Origin of the sequence: Bacillus cereus group sp. RP43 (assembly GCF_040459645.1) — a bacterium.
GTDB classification, from domain to species: domain Bacteria; phylum Bacillota; class Bacilli; order Bacillales; family Bacillaceae_G; genus Bacillus_A; species Bacillus_A mycoides_C.
Genome location: NZ_JARVHQ010000001.1, coordinates 3,136,947 through 3,153,750 on the forward strand (window position 1 = coordinate 3,136,947; position 16,804 = coordinate 3,153,750).

Genomic DNA, 16,804 nt, shown 5'->3' on the forward strand with positions numbered 1-16,804 from the left:
TATTTTCCAATGGATAGAATCCTGGTTATCTAGTGATATTCTTCATTTTAATTTATTTGTAGGTATGACACCCCTTCTCTCTCTAGCATCTGTTATCTTATTCTCTATAATATTTAAGAAAATAGGTACCAACGATATAGAAAGACTTAGAATCAAGCTCCAAATATCTTATACAATGTACACTTCACTACTTGTCTTATTAGCCATATTTATTCTATGGATGCCTACAAATACTATCTATTTAAGACAGTATCTCATCATGATAATTTCCATTTCACTTCTTTTCGGATCGATATCAGGTCTGTACCATATGCTCTGGTCTAGTTACCTTGAATTTCCTGCACACCTTGTGGGAATAACCCGTTTTAAATAGCGGGTTATTTTATTTTCAATCATAAAATAACTATTTTTTTAAATATCTATCACTTTTATTGGTAATATTAGGTAATCTCTATATTCCTTTTAATTACTCATTGAATATATTAATAATGAATCAAATAATAGGAGGTGAAATTTATGAGCCAATTTAATAATAACCCACATTTACCATTTACATGCGCTTTCCCTTTACCTGAAGTACCAAATGGATTACGACAGTTTAAAGTGGGTGTTAATACTGCTTTACTTCCTGATTTAACAAGTTCAACATTTGTTCCTCTTTCAACAGTAAGTATCACTATTAATAATCCTAACGATATCATCAGATTCATGGCAACAATATATTCGCAGACTGTTTTCTCAACCGTAAGTTCCAATCCTCCAAATGCAACTGTTGTTGGATTTCGAATTAGACGCATAGCACCAGCTGCAACTATCCAATCTGTTCAAAATACAGATTTTGATGAATTAACTACTACTTTTACAGCTTTTGATAAGCCTGGAGTAGGAACTTTTATATATATATTAGAAGGTAACTTGGTACGAAGAACCACTCCTCCTAATACGAATATTGAGGATATATTATCTGTTATCCTCACTGCCGAAGAAATAGCATCATAATTAGCAACCGATAACTCTGATTTTCCAAACATAAAGTCCCTTTTGATTTTTCAAAGGGACTTTATTAAAAATGTCTACATACACTTGATCCCAATCAGTAGGGTTATGTTAATCTTTTTAATGGTTCATATATAAAGATGCTACATTTGTTCTTGAAATTAATGCTCTCATAGGTGCAACAGTTATTTTATTTGATGAGTTATTTCAATTAAATCGAACTCCATCCACAACGCTAGTAAGTACCAGTCAGAGTGGAAACTATATGAGAGCAACGGCTACTAATGCGATTTATAATTGGGATAAAAACTTTACATTTGTTGATATACCTGGTCCAGCAGGCACTTATACCTATCAAGTGACAGTTACTGAAAATTTCCGTGCAAATATTGTTTCAATATTCGTTCACATTATTGGACTTACGGCAACTGTTTATCCTCCTGCATAACGTTTGGACCAATTGAACAGTTAACTTATTGCGTTAACTGTTCAATTGTGTAAGATAACTCATTTGGCGCTGTTGTTGGTTTTAATTCATCAGTAGCTCTTACATGCTTTGGTACTTGAACAACTACATCCGTAAAGCGAACTTTAGAATTTAATCGATGAATGTGTGCTTTCTCAGTATCGAATGCTACTACAGGCTCAACATCAAATATTGTTAACTGCTTTGGCATTACAATCCTCCTAAGCCTCTTTTTTATATTTAGATAATACTTGCTCTAAACGTTTCCGTTCAGCTTCTAATTCGATTTCACTATGCTCTACTGACTGAGGATGTGTTTCCGTACCTTGAGTATGTAACCAATCAGGAACAATTTCTTTTCGAGCATTACTTCCCCCACCACGAGACTGGTATTTCTTACGGAATTGAGTTTGTGCAGCTTCAACATCAGTAATACTCTTATACCCCTTGGCATGCCAATCTCTTAAAATACCTTGTACATAAGACATATTGGGTACATTCTTTTCTAAAGCTATTTTCATTGCTTTGATAACAAGCTGTGCATTCAAATCTTCAATCCACGCATTAATCCCTTCAGCCACAAATGGTTTAAGAACTCCAAAGTTTTGCTCATAAAATGCTATTGGATTTTCTTCTGTAACTTTTTTATCTCTTGAGCAGCTTGCTACTTCTTCTTTTGTTTTTGTTTCTTCTTTTTCTTTTGTTTCTGTTCTTGTTTCTTCTTTTTCCTTCATAGGGTCTTCGAAGCCCCTTATAAGCCACTCAAAACGAGCTTGGAAGTATTCACTGGGGTATACACTTGAATGCGAAGGCATTTATTTTCACCGGCAATACGATACATTCGCCCTTACATATAGATGCTCCTCATCGCTTCTTGAATGATCACTATAAAAAAGCTGGTGTTCCTCGGATTCGTATACACGACTTACGACATACTCACGCTACACTCATGCTTCAGGCCGGGGAACAACCTAAAATCGTACAAAATCGTTTAGGGCATTCATCTATTCAAATGACTTTAGACAAGTATAGTCACCTCACACAGAATATGCTGCAACAAGCAGCATAAAACTTCGAGAGATAATAAAATCTAATGAAAACACCTGATAAAAAATGAACAGATTTAATGTGAGCAAAATGTAAGCATCGAGGTAAATCACAACTTACAAACCTTGATATAATAAGGTTTCTCATACTATATCGTTGAATCTTGGGAGAAGAATGCGCAGTTTTAGGGTTGTTTATTTTAAAAAACATAAAAACTTCAAAAATGCCAAATCCCTTATGTCACAAAGGATTTGGCATTTTTAAGTTTCTAGAAAAATCCGCTAAACATAAGGGAGAATTAATAGTCATGAATCCGGTACAATACTGTATCCACGCCCAAGGAACTGTCAAATGAAATAGCGTGACTAACTTTTTGGAGTCTATTGACCTTTTTAAATCCCCTTATATTAATGTTCGCTACTAAGATCTTTTCCTTCTAGGACCTACAATTAATTTGATTGCTGTTCTTTCTTGATTATCGATAGTAACCTCTTGAAACGCTGGAACGAGAACCAAATCAATTCCACTTGGAGCGACAAAACCTCTTGCAATCGCAATCGCTTTAATCGCTTGATTTAAAGAACCAGCTCCAATTACTTGGATTTCTACATTGCCACTTGCTCTTAGTACGCCCGCTATTGCACCTGCCACTGAATTCGGACTTGATTTTGAGGATACCTTTAATATATTTTCCATGTAAGTTGCTCCCTCTATTATTTAATCTCTCTTTTCTTACTGTTTGAACTATAACTAACGTATCTTTAACTACTATTCATACCAAATGCAAACAATTCTGTATAATTACATTCATTCGATATTTTTTGTCTTCTTCCTGCTCAATTGTATAAATAAAAAGCGATGACTAAGTTTCCAACTTAGTCATCGCTTTTTCCATTTCTCTGTTTAACTAAAATGCTGTCCTTTAAATACTTCCCTTCTTTACTTTGGCGATATACTATCTTAAAGTTTACATATTTCAACATTTTAAAACCTGGGATAGAGTTATCTGCTAAATTTTCAGCCTTTTTCGTCTTCAAAAGTCATAACATATGATATTCTAATTCTATTCTTTTGAAAACTATATCTCCTCATTAGAGCACTTTATATGATGCTATCTTTTTATCCCAAATCTATCACCTTATATATGGACAAGTATACACGCCAATTACTTTTCAATTGCATAGACTACTATGTGTTATACATTTATTAATAATAGGACGTAATATATTGGGTTCATACTATCATTCTTCAAGCTCATATAAAAGGTGTTCATGCCACTCTTCTTCTAGTTTATATAAAAAATGTTCGTGCCATCAATCTTCCAGTTCGTATAAAAAATGTTCATGCGACCATTCACATAAATCATCTAAGCCAGCTTACGGCACTTTTTTTATTAAAACAGATTCATTCTTTCCTACTTCTCCACATAAACCGATTTAACTATCGTACGATTATAAGGTTGTCCTTCCTTATTCATCCCTTTCATATCAATTGTAACGTTATATACACCTGGCTGTTCTATATTTTTCAAAGCACCTGTAAATGTAGTTGTATTAATATTTTGCGATTCATTTGATTCAGAAACTAATTTTCCATCTTTATTAATTACTCTTACTGTTACTGAAAGATCGCCTTTCATTTCTGGAGCTGCAGGTGATTTTTTGAGTTTATACTCTGCTTTATTTACTTTAACCTTTGCCGGCATTTGAAGGACGAACGGAGCATCTTTTTTGTAATCGGTCACGATTAAATATGCATCTTTCGGCTGCTTCGCCATCATTTTAACTTGCCACTCTCCTGCTTCCATTTTATCAAATTTAAATGTTCTTATAGTCGCTCCTTTAAAGAGAGATTCACCTTCACCAGTAGATACAGCACTATCTTTATTTGTATAAACCTTTCCTTTTGGAGATATTAGTTGTATTTCTACATCCGAAGAAGCTGTTAAAATAGAAACTACCCCTTCTGCTTTTTTATCAACTGCGACAGTTTGTCCTACCCACTCATTTTGTGACAACTCTCCTCCTAAAATAGCTTGATTAGAAGTTGTGTTTAATTGTTCTACCTTTTCCTCTGAACTATTACTCGGGGCTAATAAAGCTGGTGCTGGTACTGGTACATTTGCTGTCCGTAAATATGGTTCAATTCGTGCAAAAACGGCTGAACCTTTTCGTATATTATCATGATCAAATCGTGAATCTGTAAATAAATGTGTTCCATATGGTAACTTAGCACTCCATTCGTTCACTAATCCATCATTAGAACCGTATGATGACAAATACAACCCGCCCGTAGATAATGCTGAAAAAACAGGTCCCCAGCTTGTCCCAGTAGCCGTATAGTAACGGTTTAATTTAGCTGCAGGATCATTATCTATTGTAGAACGAAACTTTGCCATTTCACCTATTTGCAATGAGTATGTCCCATCATCTTTTTGACCTAATATAGAGGCAAGCCATCCTGCCCACCAACTATATGATAAATCTGCTAAATTTGATCCGTAATGCGGAGTGGCAAGCGTAATAACATTTCCAACAAATCGATTCGCTCCATATCCAACTAAAGCAGCTTGTGTATCAATACCACCTTTACTATGAGCTACAACATTCACTTTTTTACCAAAATGATTATAAATTTCTTCAAGCTTTTGCGCTAACAATTTTCCATTGTCCCATTGGCTAGCTGATCCTTTCCCAGCAGCATCGTATAATTGAATAAATACAGTTTGATAGCCTGCTTTCAAAGCGTAGTCGTACATATCATTCATATCATGATATACTGTCTTTCCATACCAACTATCCGCATTACCATTTCTTCCTTGCACAAAGAGAATTGGTGGTTTATTCTCATCATAATTAGCAGGTTTCTGACCTAAAAACCATTCTCCAGGAGTAAATACTTCTTGATCTGGAAAGCCAGTCTTAAGCTCTGTTACAACCTCTGCGTGTATATTTGTACTAACAACCATTGGACTCATAAAACAAAGTACAATAAATAATGCGATACTCCTTTTCATAATTCCCATTAACATCCCCCTTTTTTCTCCCGAAAGAAAACGCTACCATTTTGTTGAACACCAATTGTTTTAAATTCCATTCAATCAATTACTTTTACGATACAATATAATAAGAAATTAATAGCCGCATTCCTTTCTTATCAAACGTTATTCTCTCAACATTCCTTCATTCCTTTTTACAATAAGCGTTTTGAATATTTCTCAATAAAGCATTCTCTTTACAAAAAAGCTGCGTATAAAAGGTCTCTTTAATAACCTTTTATACGCAGCTTCTTTGTTTAAAACTCGATGATGTACTCATCATCATATTTATCGTATTGCAACCCAGCTCCTATTCTCAATTCTGTAACTTGATCTCTTAGAAATGGTGCATCTTCTATTTTACTAGTTGCAATTTCAATCCCATATTTTTTTGTTAAATGCGCTAACTCTATTAAAAACCATTCTCTTCGCAACACGACTGGAATATCATACGTTCGTCTTTTCATATATACTAGCACCTCTTCTATTTTCATTATTGAAAAGAGTATCACTTCTACTCTCGATACACTTTTTAAAACTATCGTTCATCATCAAAGGCCAATGAAACATTATAGTATATGCATGTCCGTTTTAAACGTGCTATGGCAAAAATAATATTAAAAAACTGAAAAAACCTCATTTAGTTTACATAAAAAATTATGTAATAGTAAAAGGATAAGGCTTGTCCCTCATCCTTTTACTATCAAAATCTAAATTAAGAACATCTCGGTACACCTAAAGCTAAAAATAAGCCTGCTACTCCTGCTGTAATTGGCACTTTCAACGTAATAACATCATCTACTTTCGTTACTAAAAAGTAAGCATTGCCTTCATGTAACACGCAAGTTACTAACAATTGGAATTCCATTCAAATCCCCTCCTTTCAAACGGGATACTATAATCTATGAAAATTTTTTCAAAAGGTAATAGGAATTAAATCTATTTTTCCTTATATACAGAATAAATGTTTATTTATCTATTAAAAATATTAATTTTCTAAATTTATATAAAACGTGTAATATCCAATAAATTCCTATATAATCAATAGAGAAAATCTTACAAATGGAGGTATAAAAATGGCTATTTTGAGTAATATTGGTGTAGCTTTATTTTTGATTGCTATCATTCTTTTAATCTTATGTATCATTTCATTCTTTAAGAAAAATGGGAAAGCAAAACAATATGGGCGTTCTACCGTTATTCTGTTTATGATTTCAATTATCTTAATAGTGACTGGCACAACAAAATCGGAACACCCCGTCGTCGAGTTTTTTGCTATTTTAAGTTTCATTCTATTTATATTCTTCCTTGTTCTTGCAATATTATCTGTTATTAAGAGAACAGGTGTAGCAAAAAAACAATTTATTATTACAGCTATTTTATTTGTCATTTTTGTTGCGCTATTAGGTATTTCAGGTCCTTCTTCTGAAAAAACGACAGCAACTAATAAACAAGTCGCTTCTAATAGTGAAGAGAAAAAAGATGACGAAAAGAAAAAGGAATTAGAAAAGAAAGAAGCGGACGAAAAAACTCGTAAACAAGAAGAGGAAAAGCACCAAGCTGAGGAACTAACTCGTAAGCAAGAAGATGAGAAACGTCAAACTGAGGAACTAGCTCGCAAGCAAGAAGATGAGAAACGCCAAGCTGAAGAACTAGCTCGTAAACAACAAGAAGAACAACAGCGTCAAGCTGAAGAACAGGCTCGTAAACAACAAGAAGAACAACAGCGTCAAGCTGAAGAACAGGCCCGTAAACAACAAGAAGAGCAACAACGCCAAGCTGCTGAGCAAACTCGTAAACAACAAGAAGAACAGCAACGTCAAGCCGCTGAACTAGCTCGCAAACAACAAGAAGAGCAGCAAAAAGCACAGCAAGCTCAAACAAAACCAGCTACAAGTAACAATAGTAATGTAATTTACAAAAATTGTACTGAAGTTAAGAATGCTGGAAAAGCTCCCTTATATAGAGATCAACCAGGTTATAGCTCTAAACTTGATCGTGATGGCGATGGAGTTGCATGTGAAAAATAGTAATAAAAAAAGAAGCTTCTAGTAAGCTTCTTTTTTTATTATCAGAAACTATTGCGACCAATTACCCTCCCTCTCCCTTTTATAAAACTCATTTTAGAATTCTCAAAACTGACACATTATAAGTGATTTCAATCACCACATTATTTTTCATTTATCGCTATTCTTGATTTAGATATTACATTTAAACTTTATGGAGGCATTCATATGAAACATACATTTACTGAAACTTCAATTATCAGTGAGATTGTAACACAATTTCCGAAAGCTAGTGATCTTTTTAAATCATATAGAATAGATTTTTGTTGTGGTGGTAATAGATCACTTATTGATGCAATTAATGAAAGAAATTTATCAGCAACAGAAGTAATTACAGAGTTAAATACGCTTTATCATAAAACGAAACTATTAAACGAATCTGAAATTGATTGGAAAAATGCTTCTTATCGCGAGTTAATAGATTATGTTATAAATAAGCATCATCGTTATTTAAATGAAGAGTTGCCACAGTTAAGTCCATATGTGACGAAAGTATTACGCGTTCATGGGGCAAATCAGCCTCATTTAGCTCAAATTCATAAACTATTTCATGAACTTAAAATGGAATTAGAACAACATTTAATTAAAGAAGAAACGGAAGATTTCCCGTTAATTTTAGAATTCGAACAAAATCCAACTGATGAAAACTATGCAAAGTTACGTGAAGTAGTAGATGAGTTGGAGAATGAACATAACCACGCTGGCAATATTATTAAAGAACTTCGTAAGGTGACAAATGACTTTACTCCACCAGAAGGGGCTTGCGGCACTTATTGCCTTGTTTACCAGCGCCTTGAAGCCATTGAATCTGATTTATTTGAGCATATTCATTTAGAAAATAATATTTTATTTCCGCGTGCAATTACAAAAGCATAAATAAAGTGCAGGACATGAGTATAAATGCTCATGTCCTGCTTTTTCATTGTGTGAAAAATATTTATACTTCCCCTCGCCCTCTACCCATATCACCAAATTCTCTTTCGCTTCTCCCTTCACATAAATCCGAATTTTAACAATTTGTGAATCATTATAAAAATGTGATAAATATCACATCTTCCCCTTTTTTGATTTTCTATAATAGAAATATAATTCTTTGTTCAACATTTCACATAAAAGGGGAAATGAATATGAAAAAACGTTTAGTTATGATTGGAAATGGTATGGCTGGAATACGCTGTATGGAAGAAATATTAAAACATGATAGTGATTTATATAATATTACTATTTTTGGAGATGAACCGCATCCAAACTACAACCGCATTATGCTATCTCATGTTCTACAAGGCAAAACAAATATACAAGATATCATTATGAATGAATATAGTTGGTACGAAGAAAATGAAATAACTTTATATACAAACGAAAAAGTTCAAAGTATTGACCGAGAAAAAAAAGTCATTGTCACAGAAAAAAACCGTACTCTTACATACGACAAACTCATTATCGCAACAGGTTCTAGTGCTTTTATATTGCCTGTTGAAGGTTCCACCCTTCCTGGTGTGACAGGATTTCGAACAATTGAAGATACACAATTTATGATTAATACTGCTAAAGATAAGAAAAAGGCCGTTGTCATTGGTGGTGGATTACTTGGTTTAGAAGCCGCAAGAGGTCTTATTGACTTAGGAATGGACGTACATGTTGTTCATTTAATGCCGAGCTTAATGGAGCAACAATTAGATGCCAAAGCAGCTTCCCTTCTGCGTGAAGATTTAGAAGCGCAAGGCATGAAATTTCTCATGGAAAAGAAAACTGTAAAGATTCTTGGTACAGATCATGTTGAGGGTATTCAATTTGAAGATGGTGAAATTGTAGATTGTGATTTAATCGTAATGGCTGTCGGAATACGTCCGAATACTCAAATAGCAAAAGATGCTGGTTTAATTGTAAATCGCGGCATTGTAGTCAACGACCATATGCAAACAAATGATGAGTCCATTTATGCGGTTGGAGAATGTTCGGAACATGATGGTATCGCATATGGCCTTGTTGCACCTCTTTATGAACAAGGTGCAATATTAGCAAAACATATAACGAATTTACAAACGGATGGATATGCAGGCAGTATTGTCGGTACACAATTGAAAGTTGCAGGTTGTGACTTATTCTCTGCTGGCCAAATTTATGAAGATGATCAAACGAAAGCAATATCAATCTTTAATGAATGTAAACGTTCCTATAAAAAAGTATTAATTCGTGACAATAAAGTCGTCGGTATCGTTTTATATGGTGACACAGCTGATGGTACACGCCTCTTTAGCATGTTAAAGAAAGAAGAAGATATACAAGAATATACAGCTGCTTCTCTTCTTCACAAAGCTGGTGTAGAAAGTGAACTTGACGTTGCTACAATGAGTGCAGATGACACGATTTGTGGATGTAATGGTGTTACGAAAGGCACAATCGTACATGCCATTTTAGAACAAGAGTTAACTACTTTTGAAGAAGTAAAAGGATGCACAAAAGCCGCAGGGTCTTGTGGTAAATGTCGCCCGCTTGTGGAACAAGTTTTATCTCATACACTTGGAGATGCTTTTGATGCCTCAGTGCAATCTGCCGGTATATGTGGATGTACACCTTTATCCCGTGATGAAGTCGTAGCGGCCATTCACGAGAAAGGTTTAAAATCTCCAAAAGAAGTACGAAATGTTCTTGGTTTTATACATGAAGACGGCTGTCCGAAATGTCGTCCTGCTTTAAATTACTATTTACGTATGGCGATTCCAGTAGAATATGCAGACGATAAATCATCTCGTTTCGTTAATGAAAGAATGAACGGGAACATTCAGCATGATGGTACATTTTCTGTTATTCCACGTATGTACGGAGGCGTTACAACAGCAGATGATTTAATGAAAATTGCTGAAGTTGCGAAAAAGTACGATGTTCCTCTTGTGAAAATTACAGGTGCGAGCCGAATCGGCTTATATGGTGTTAAGAAACAAGATTTACCTAACGTATGGGCTGACTTAAATATGACTTCGGGATATGCGTATTCAAAATCGCTTCGTAATGTAAAATCATGTGTTGGTTCTCGCTTCTGCCGTTTCGGTACGAAAGATTCATTAGGACTTGGTATGTTACTTGAACAATCATTAGAAATGGTAGATACACCTCATAAAATGAAGATGGGTGTAACGGGCTGTCCACGTAACTGTGCGGAAGTACTGACGAAAGATTTTGGCGTTGTTTGTGTCGAAAATGGATACCAACTTTATATTGGCGGAAATGGTGGTACAGAGGTACGCGAAGCTGATTTTGTAATGATTGTCCCTACTGAAGATGATGTCCTTCGCATCGCTACAGCTTACATGCAATATTATCGTGAAACTGCTATTTACGGAGAGCGTACTGCCTACTGGACAGAACGTTTAGGCTTCGATCACATAAAAGAAATACTACAAGATGCAAGTATGGTTACTACGCTAAATGAACGCTTCCAAACAGCTCGTAGCACTTATACGGAAGCATGGGGACAAGCATTAGAAACGAAGTCATTAAAAGCGATGTATGAAGTAGAAACTGTGAAATAAGGAGCTGTGATCTAAATGATACAAACGAAAGAAAAAATAAAAGTTATGCGTGCAGAAGACCTTCCTATACAAATCGGTAAAGAGGTGCAAATGAAAGGTATGTCTATCGCTCTATTCCGTCTTTCAAATGGCGATATTCGAGCTGTAGAAAATCGTTGTCCTCATAAAAATGGACCGTTAGCAGAAGGAATTGTATCTGGAGAATTCGTCTTTTGTCCGCTGCATGATTGGAAAATCTCATTACTAACAGGTGAAGTTCAAAAGCCTGATGACGGCTGTATTCAAACATACGAAGTAGAAGTTATTGATGGTTACATTTATATATACATGTAATTTACAAAAGGAAGCCTCCTCTGGCTTCCTTTTAAATAAAAATAGATGAGGTGCGATTATGAACGGATATGTATATTTAGTTGGTGCAGGACCAGGTGATGAAGGGCTTATTACAAAGAAAGCGATAGATTGTTTAAAGCGTGCAGATATCGTTTTATATGACCGTTTATTAAACCCTTTCTTTCTTAGTTATACAAAAGAAACATGTGAACTTATTTATTGCGGAAAAATGCCAAAGAATCATATTATGCGACAAGAAATGATTAACGCCCACCTTCTTCAATTTGCGAAAGAAGGAAAAATCGTTGTTCGATTAAAGGGCGGAGATCCATCTATTTTTGGCCGTGTTGGTGAAGAAGCAGAAACTTTAGCAACAGCGAACATTCCATATGAAATTGTACCAGGCATTACATCTAGCATCGCCGCTAGTAGCTATGCAGGTATCCCCCTCACCCACCGTAACTACAGTAATAGCGTCACTTTATTAACTGGGCATGCAAAAGGTCCTTTAGCCGATCATGGAAAATATAATTCATCCCACAATAGCGACACAATCGCCTACTACATGGGTATAAAAAACTTACCTACAATTTGCGAAAACTTACTACAAGCAGGAAAGAAAGAAGATACGCCAGTAGCAGTCATTGAATGGGGTACAACTGGTAAACAGCGCGTTGTCACAGGAACACTTTCAACCATTGTTCCTATCGTCAAAAAAGAAAATATTTCTAATCCATCAATGACAATTGTTGGTGATGTTGTTTCCTTACGTAATCAAATCGCTTGGAAAGAATATAAACCATTACATGGCAAGAAGGTTTTAGTTGCATCTGCAACAAATAAAAAAAGCGCAATAAAGCAAATGTTACAAGAGTCCGGTGCAGAAATTTATCAAATTCCAACTTTCAAAAAGAAAGAATACACATTAACCCCTGAACAAATCCATGAAATTTTTAACGTTGATCGCCTTGTTTTTTGTTCATCTGAAAGTGTAGAAATCTTGATGCAATCATGTAGTAAACACCAGAAAGATATTCGTACCTTACAGGCGAAACTGCAGTATATGAACGTTACCACTCAAGAAAAACTTATGCAATATGGGCTACTAAGTAAACAAGCAGAGTTCTCTTCCGATACAACTGTTTACTTAGGCAGAAATATTAATCGAATTGCTTTTATTCAAGAGAAAATTGGTGCCGGATCTTATATGATGACTCATGAGTATACAATTGACCGTCGTTTCGATGAAGTCCATTCTCGTATGCTTTCTGAATTCTCATGGGATAGCATTGTATTTGATGGCCGTGCTTCAATTGATACGTTTCTATCAGAAGTAAAACGCCTTGGCTTTATCGATATCCTTGCTCTTCCCTTCTCGTATACCGACGCTCCAACTTTACACTATGCGAATAAAGTCGGATTTCATAATGTAGATGAGCAATTACAAGACATTATTATGAAGAAAGATTTGGTGGTACGATGAAAGGAATTGTATATGTTGGACACGGGAGCCGGCTTCAAGAAGGGAACAAACAATTCATTCACTTTATTCAATCTGTTATGAAAGAACGTAAAGAAGGAATTCAAAAAATAGCTTTTCTAGAGCTAACAACACCTACCATTGAAGATGCAGTTACAGAAGCGATACTGGAGGGAACAACTGAAATAATGATTGTACCTGTTTTATTATTTGAAGCAGCTCATTATAAACGTGATATTCCTTTTGAAATAGAGCAACTACAAAAGAAATATCCACAAATAACATTTTCAGTTGTACCACCTTTTAGTACGCATCCACATATGGTGGCACTTGTAGTGAAAAGAATACGTGAAGCCATTCCAATGCAAGGTAGTAGTATTTTACTCGTAGGGCGAGGTAGTAGTGATCCACAGCCAATACATGAGTTACAACAAATCGGAGCAGCTGTCGAACAAAAACTCGGTATGCCTGTATCGTGCTCCTTTTTAACGAAAGGAACGCCCTCTTTTACTGCTGAGCTCAAGACTATAACATCGGCCGCGTCCCACGTATATGTCATGCCGTACCTTCTCTTTACCGGATTGTTGCTCCAGAAAATTAAATTGCATACAAAAAAATATGATCACGTTACAACTTGTAATTGTCTTCAGTTTGATGCATATATGAAGTTGGCATTATTAGAGCGAATGGAGGAATGTGTGTATGTATAGCATGTATCCTCTTATGTTTAATCTAGATAAAAAAGTGGTTGTTATAGTTGGTGGTGGTAAAATTGCATATCGAAAAGCGTCTGGATTAAAGGATACAGGCGCTTTTGTCACGGTTGTCAGCCCGGAAATTTGCGAGAAAATGAAAGAGCTTCCTTATATTACATGGAGGCAAAAAACTTTTACTAATGATGATATTAAAGATGCCCATCTTATTTATGCGGCAACAAATCAACATACTGTAAATATGATGGTCAAACAGGCCGCCTATGATTTTCAATGGGTTAACGTTGTAAGTGACGGTACAGCATCATCATTTCACACACCTGGTGTCATACGAAATGATGAATATGTTGTCACTATTTCAACTTCAGGTAAAGATCCATCGTTTACGAAGCGTTTGAAGCAGGAACTAACATCTATATTTCCTAAACTTATAAAAAAGCTTTCTCGTACTCACAAATAATAATCTATTTCTTAGCTAAAATAGTAATTACCTTTGGACAAACGTTTTTTAGAAGCGTTTGTTCTTTTTGTTTTGGTTCCTTTTTTTGAAATTCCACAGGCAATCTGCGAAGAAAATGAATGGTGTTGGCAACTTGTAAACAAGTAAATTTTATGACAAGTACAACATTACGAGCAACTCGTTCAATTCAGTTTTTATATTGGGTATTCATTCAACCAAATTAGCGCTTGTTCATAATCATCAAAAAATTTCACGGATTCTTTTGTATTGGATTGTTGCAAATAATTCAGTATCTCCCCTTCTTCAAGAAGAAATGCAATTGCCTTACTATGATTCAAAATGGTTTCATTGAAGAACTTCTCTTTCCATACTTTTTGAACAGAAAAATGATTTGGCGTGTATCCTTTTCTATCCACCAACAATTTGTATTTCCGCCCTTCGGAAATGAATTGCTGACAAACCTGCTCGAAACCATTAAACCATTCATACACATCATCTGTTTTTATATTGCCAACTAGATGGGTAACAATTATATCTCCTGAAACTGTTGTGCTGATATTCTGTTTACTCAACTTGGAATCATCCCCCTTAGTTACAATTATGCGGAAAAATCTCATTAAATCAATAAGTATAAAATTCTTACGTAACAAAACAATTCATTCTCTTTTATTCAAAAAAGGATGTCTCTACTAGACATCCTTTTTCCTTATTAATGATTCTTTAACATCACTAACAATTTCTCTTGGCTATACATCCACACTGTAATGATTAAACAAGCAAGCGCTACTTCTGATAACGCCATAAATCCAATTGCATAATGACCTGTCAGTTGGAATAGTAATGTTAAAATTAATGGCGGGAAAAACCCTCCTAGTCCACCTAAAGCTGACACAACTCCATTTACAATCCCTGCTTGCTCAGAGAAGTACATTGGCACAAGCTTGAAAATTGTACCATTTCCAATACCTGCACAAAATGCGACTAGTAAGCAACCAAATGTGTATACGTTCATGCTTGGCATAAATGATAAAATAATACCTGAAAGTGTTAAACCGATAAATACGAAGATTAATATTTTAAATGGATTAAATTTATCGCCGAGCCAACCACCAATCGGGCGCATAATTGTTGCTAATACGATGAATCCAGCTGTCCGCATACCTGCATCTACTTTCTCTAATCCGAAGTGAGATACTAAAAAGTTTGGTAAGTATACTGTAAATGCAACAAATGATCCGAATGTTAAAAAGTAAAAGATACATAAAAACCACAGTTTTTCATTTTTATATACACCTTTTATTTGTTCCATTAATGGTGTATTCACCTTTTTTTCTTTACGATCGCCTAATAAAAAGTTCATAAGTGCAAATGCTGCAAGTAAAATTAAATAACACTGTACTGTCGTTCTCCAGCCAACTGAAGTTGCAATAACAGGTGCTAAAAATGAAGTAATTGCTGTTCCAGCGTTACCCACACCGTAAATACCATTTACAAAACCGTGACTCTCTTTCGGGAAGTATTTTGGTAGAGACGTTACGCCTACAGAGAATACAGCACCACCGATCCCTACAAATAAGCCACCAATAATTAAATCCATCATAGAATTGGCAACACTAATGTAAAAGACGGGGAATAATAAAAGAATAAAACTAATAAAGAATAATTTTCTTGCTCCGTAACGATTCGTCCAATAACCAATTGGAATGCGAAGAATAGAACCTAAAATAACCGGTACTGCTGTTACCATAGAAATTTGTCCTGCAGTTAATGGAATATCCGCTTTAATATAAGGCATTAATGATGATAAAATGACCCATACCATAAAACCGATAACTAGATTAGCAGTTTGTAAACTTAATTGAAAATTAGGACTTTTCATCCTGTTCCCTCCTATGTATGCATAGTTATATTCATTCTCTCCAGCCTAATCACGTCCTAACATGATTAGGCTGAAAAGAATCAACCACCACTTACTGGCGGAATCATTGCTACGACATCGCCAGTTTGAATGATGTCATCCTCATTTGCATATTCTTCATTTACGGCGACCATTATCTCACTTGAAATCGCTACATTGTATTTCTTAATGAGAACTTCCTTTAGTTCAGCAACCGTAATATTTTCACAATCTATTTGCATGGACGGCTTACTTGCTTCTTCTTGCAAATGTGCAAATAATAGTACTTCAATCATATTCTCATCTCCTTTCCAGGCTCGCCATTACCATATGCTGTTTTCTCTAACTGATCGCCTATCCACGACTCACCATCTTCCCAAAACTCTTTTTTCCAAATCGGAACAATTTGTTTTATACGTTCCATAATATATTCATTCGCCTCATAGGCCGCTTTCCGATGTGGAGTAGCAACAGCGACGACAACAGCCAAATCAGAAATTTGTAATGTACCAATGCGATGTGTAATTGCCACATATGTCCCAGGCCACTTTGCTTCTACTTCAGCACCAATTTTCTCAAGCTGTTTTTCTGCCATTGTCTTATAAGCTACATACTCTAAATAAAGCGTACGACGCCCTTTCGTCAATTCTCTGACAGTGCCAATAAAAGTAGTAACCGCACCGCACTCACGGCGAATTACTTTACTTGTAACATCTTCAATTGAAATAGGTGTATCAATTACTTCATAATACGTATGTGTCATCTTGCACCTCTTA

General features: G+C 35.3%; 18 protein-coding genes and 4 pseudogenes. 11 read left to right on the forward strand and 11 right to left on the reverse strand.

What is annotated here, in order from left to right; all coding sequences use genetic code 11:
• Positions 1-516 precede the first annotated feature (516 nt).
• Together QCI75_RS16330 and QCI75_RS16335 are read left to right on the forward strand one after the other, a co-directional pair.
• Positions 517-999, forward strand: coding sequence for a hypothetical protein (locus tag QCI75_RS16330; protein WP_144508689.1), 483 nt, complete (start codon positions 517-519; stop codon positions 997-999).
• A gap of 262 nt (positions 1,000-1,261) precedes the next feature.
• Complete coding sequence (locus QCI75_RS16335) at positions 1,262-1,444, forward strand: hypothetical protein (protein WP_144508690.1); 183 nt, start codon at positions 1,262-1,264, stop codon at positions 1,442-1,444.
• Between the two features lie 31 nt (positions 1,445-1,475).
• Here the strand turns inward: QCI75_RS16335 and QCI75_RS16340 are convergent.
• Together QCI75_RS16340 and QCI75_RS16345 are read right to left on the reverse strand one after the other, a co-directional pair.
• Positions 1,476-1,673 (reverse strand): annotated as a pseudogene (locus QCI75_RS16340) (cell division protein SepF); the annotation flags it as partial.
• Between the two features lie 10 nt (positions 1,674-1,683).
• Positions 1,684-2,247 (reverse strand): annotated as a pseudogene (locus QCI75_RS16345) (DnaD domain-containing protein); the annotation flags it as partial.
• 2 nt (positions 2,248-2,249) lie between these two features.
• Here QCI75_RS16345 and QCI75_RS16350 point away from each other — a divergent pair.
• Positions 2,250-2,569 (forward strand): annotated as a pseudogene (locus tag QCI75_RS16350) (tyrosine-type recombinase/integrase); the annotation flags it as partial.
• Between the two features lie 360 nt (positions 2,570-2,929).
• Here the strand turns inward: QCI75_RS16350 and QCI75_RS16355 are convergent.
• Together QCI75_RS16355 and QCI75_RS16360 are read right to left on the reverse strand one after the other, a co-directional pair.
• On the reverse strand, positions 2,930-3,205 hold the full coding sequence (locus QCI75_RS16355) for a stage V sporulation protein S (protein WP_000427797.1): 276 nt from the start codon (positions 3,203-3,205) through the stop codon (positions 2,930-2,932).
• Between the two features lie 179 nt (positions 3,206-3,384).
• On the reverse strand, positions 3,385-3,546 hold the full coding sequence (locus QCI75_RS16360; protein WP_353760836.1) for a hypothetical protein: 162 nt from the start codon (positions 3,544-3,546) through the stop codon (positions 3,385-3,387).
• A gap of 190 nt (positions 3,547-3,736) precedes the next feature.
• Between QCI75_RS16360 and QCI75_RS16365 the strand changes: the two are divergent.
• Positions 3,737-3,901: pseudogene (locus tag QCI75_RS16365) on the forward strand (preprotein translocase); the annotation flags it as partial.
• 22 nt (positions 3,902-3,923) lie between these two features.
• On the opposite strand, the gene QCI75_RS16370 reads toward QCI75_RS16365, so the two are convergent.
• The 3 genes from QCI75_RS16370 to exsG form a co-directional block, all read right to left on the reverse strand.
• Positions 3,924-5,540 (reverse strand): lipase family alpha/beta hydrolase, encoded by a 1,617-nt coding sequence (locus tag QCI75_RS16370; protein WP_144507505.1) that lies wholly within the window; start codon positions 5,538-5,540, stop codon positions 3,924-3,926.
• A gap of 263 nt (positions 5,541-5,803) precedes the next feature.
• The gene (locus tag QCI75_RS16375; RefSeq protein ID WP_144507507.1) at positions 5,804-6,013 is read right to left on the reverse strand and encodes a hypothetical protein; all 210 of its coding nucleotides are present in this window, start codon (positions 6,011-6,013) and stop codon (positions 5,804-5,806) included.
• A gap of 248 nt (positions 6,014-6,261) precedes the next feature.
• Positions 6,262-6,414, reverse strand: coding sequence for an exosporium protein ExsG (exsG, locus tag QCI75_RS16380; RefSeq protein WP_144507509.1), 153 nt, complete (start codon positions 6,412-6,414; stop codon positions 6,262-6,264).
• A gap of 208 nt (positions 6,415-6,622) precedes the next feature.
• On the opposite strand from exsG, the gene QCI75_RS16385 reads away from it, so the two are divergent.
• From QCI75_RS16385 to QCI75_RS16415, 7 genes are all read left to right on the forward strand, one after another.
• On the forward strand, positions 6,623-7,576 hold the full coding sequence (locus tag QCI75_RS16385) for an excalibur calcium-binding domain-containing protein (RefSeq protein WP_353760837.1): 954 nt from the start codon (positions 6,623-6,625) through the stop codon (positions 7,574-7,576).
• 204 nt (positions 7,577-7,780) lie between these two features.
• A complete protein-coding gene (gene ric, locus QCI75_RS16390) occupies positions 7,781-8,488 on the forward strand; it encodes an iron-sulfur cluster repair di-iron protein (RefSeq protein WP_353760838.1) in 708 nt (235 codons plus the stop codon).
• A gap of 251 nt (positions 8,489-8,739) precedes the next feature.
• The gene (gene nirB, locus QCI75_RS16395; protein WP_144507515.1) at positions 8,740-11,145 is read left to right on the forward strand and encodes an NADPH-nitrite reductase large subunit; all 2,406 of its coding nucleotides are present in this window, start codon (positions 8,740-8,742) and stop codon (positions 11,143-11,145) included.
• 15 nt (positions 11,146-11,160) lie between these two features.
• Complete coding sequence (gene nirD / locus QCI75_RS16400; protein WP_353760839.1) at positions 11,161-11,478, forward strand: nitrite reductase small subunit NirD; 318 nt, start codon at positions 11,161-11,163, stop codon at positions 11,476-11,478.
• Between the two features lie 58 nt (positions 11,479-11,536).
• Positions 11,537-12,961, forward strand: coding sequence for a uroporphyrin-III C-methyltransferase (locus QCI75_RS16405; protein WP_353760840.1), 1,425 nt, complete (start codon positions 11,537-11,539; stop codon positions 12,959-12,961).
• Complete coding sequence (locus tag QCI75_RS16410) at positions 12,958-13,668, forward strand: sirohydrochlorin chelatase (protein ID WP_144507521.1); 711 nt, start codon at positions 12,958-12,960, stop codon at positions 13,666-13,668. Before QCI75_RS16405 ends, QCI75_RS16410 begins: the two co-directional genes overlap by 4 nt.
• On the forward strand, positions 13,661-14,131 hold the full coding sequence (locus QCI75_RS16415; protein WP_144507523.1) for a precorrin-2 dehydrogenase: 471 nt from the start codon (positions 13,661-13,663) through the stop codon (positions 14,129-14,131). Before QCI75_RS16410 ends, QCI75_RS16415 begins: the two co-directional genes overlap by 8 nt.
• A gap of 194 nt (positions 14,132-14,325) precedes the next feature.
• Here QCI75_RS16415 and QCI75_RS16420 read toward each other — a convergent pair whose 3' ends face one another.
• The 4 genes from QCI75_RS16420 to QCI75_RS16435 all read right to left on the reverse strand — a co-directional run bounded on the left by QCI75_RS16420 (position 14,326) and on the right by QCI75_RS16435 (position 16,791).
• Positions 14,326-14,748 (reverse strand): STAS/SEC14 domain-containing protein, encoded by a 423-nt coding sequence (locus tag QCI75_RS16420; RefSeq protein WP_235676392.1) that lies wholly within the window; start codon positions 14,746-14,748, stop codon positions 14,326-14,328.
• A 92-nt stretch (positions 14,749-14,840) separates the two neighbouring features.
• Positions 14,841-16,010 (reverse strand): nitrate transporter NarK, encoded by a 1,170-nt coding sequence (gene narK / locus QCI75_RS16425; protein ID WP_144507527.1) that lies wholly within the window; start codon positions 16,008-16,010, stop codon positions 14,841-14,843.
• A gap of 80 nt (positions 16,011-16,090) precedes the next feature.
• Positions 16,091-16,324: a molybdopterin converting factor subunit 1 gene (gene moaD, locus QCI75_RS16430; protein WP_144507529.1), complete on the reverse strand. Its 234-nt coding sequence runs from the start codon at positions 16,322-16,324 to the stop codon at positions 16,091-16,093.
• Complete coding sequence (locus QCI75_RS16435; protein WP_144507531.1) at positions 16,321-16,791, reverse strand: molybdenum cofactor biosynthesis protein MoaE; 471 nt, start codon at positions 16,789-16,791, stop codon at positions 16,321-16,323. Before QCI75_RS16435 ends, moaD begins: the two co-directional genes overlap by 4 nt.
• Positions 16,792-16,804 lie beyond the last annotated feature (13 nt).